Raw genomic sequence first — 1,300 nt, 5'->3', positions numbered from 1 at the left:
GGGTACTGGGTGGGGCATGTCCGTGAGGCGGTGCGTTTCGCCGACGGGATCAGTGCCCTGCGCGGCCAGGGTGTGACGCGGTTCGTGGAGTGCGGCCCGGACGCGGTGCTGACGGGCCTGGCCCGCCAGATCCTCGACGAGGACGACGAGGTCACGTTCGCGTCGGTGCTGCGCCGGGACCGGCCCGAGGACACCACCGCCGTGACCGCGCTGGCCGAGCTGTTCGCCTCCGGCGCCGAGGTCGACTGGACCGCTCTCTTCAGCGAGCGGGACCGCGTACCGGTGGACCTGCCGACCTATGCCTTCCAGCACCAGCGGTACTGGCTGGACATCCCGGGGAACAGAGCCGGTGACGTCGGCTCGGCCGGTCTCGACGGCGTCGACCACCCGTTGCTGAGCGCGATGGTCGTGTCCCCGGAGTCCGGTGGCGTGGTGCTGACCGGCAGGCTGTCCGTGGACGCACAGGCGTGGATCGCCGACCATGACGTCCTGGGCCGCATCCTCCTGCCGGGCACGGCCTTCGTCGAGCTCGCCGTCCGGGCGGGCGACGAGGTCGGCTGCGCGGCGGTCGACGACCTGACGCTGGAGGCACCGCTGGTGCTGACGGCCGCCGGCGGAGCGGCCGTGCAGGTGGTGGTCGGCGCCGCCGACGAGACGGACCGCCGCACGGTGGACGTGTTCTCGCGTGCCGAGGGCACCGAGGGCACCTGGATCCGGCACGCCACGGGTCTGCTCGCTCCCCGCACGACCGTCCCCGACTTCGACCTCACCGCCTGGCCGCCGCAGGGCGCCCGGCGCCTGGAGATCGAGGGCGCCTACGAGCGCCTGGCGAACCGCGGGTACCTCTACGGTCCGGTCTTCCAGGGGCTGAAGGCGGCCTGGCGGCGCGGTGACGACGTGTTCGCGGAGGTGGAGCTGCCCGAGGAGTCGTGGGAGGAGGGGGCACGGTTCGGTCTGCACCCGGCGTTGCTGGACTCCGCCATGCACGTCGACCTGCTGCTCGACGGCACGGACGAGGACGAGGGCGCGACCATGCTGCCCTTCTCCTGGAACGGCGTCTCCCTGCACGCGTCCGGCGCCACCGCCCTGCGGGTCCACATCCGGCGCCTGCGCGGTGAGGAAGTGTCGGCCATCGGGGTCGCGGACTCCACCGGCCAACTGGTCGCCACCGTGGACTCGTTGGTCACCCGCCCCGTCTCGGCGGATCAGTTGGAGTCTGTGGGTGGTGGTGTGGAGCGGTTGTTGTGGCGGGTGGAGTGGGTTCCCGCGCCGGCGGGCAGTGCGCGGGCGGCCGGTGGGT

1 protein-coding gene is annotated in these 1,300 nt (G+C 72.9%); it reads left to right on the top strand.

Annotated elements, in window-relative coordinates; translation table 11 throughout:
• Positions 1-30 precede the first annotated feature (30 nt).
• Positions 31-1,300, top strand: a 1,270-nt coding sequence (locus AB0L29_RS35515) for a polyketide synthase dehydratase domain-containing protein (RefSeq protein ID WP_365833484.1), incomplete at its 3' end; no start/stop codon positions are given.

The sequence above is a fragment of the Streptomyces sp. NPDC052701 genome (assembly GCF_040678355.1).
Classification (GTDB): Bacteria; Actinomycetota; Actinomycetes; order Streptomycetales; family Streptomycetaceae; genus Streptomyces.
This window is presented reverse-complemented; position numbering and strand designations above follow the sequence as displayed.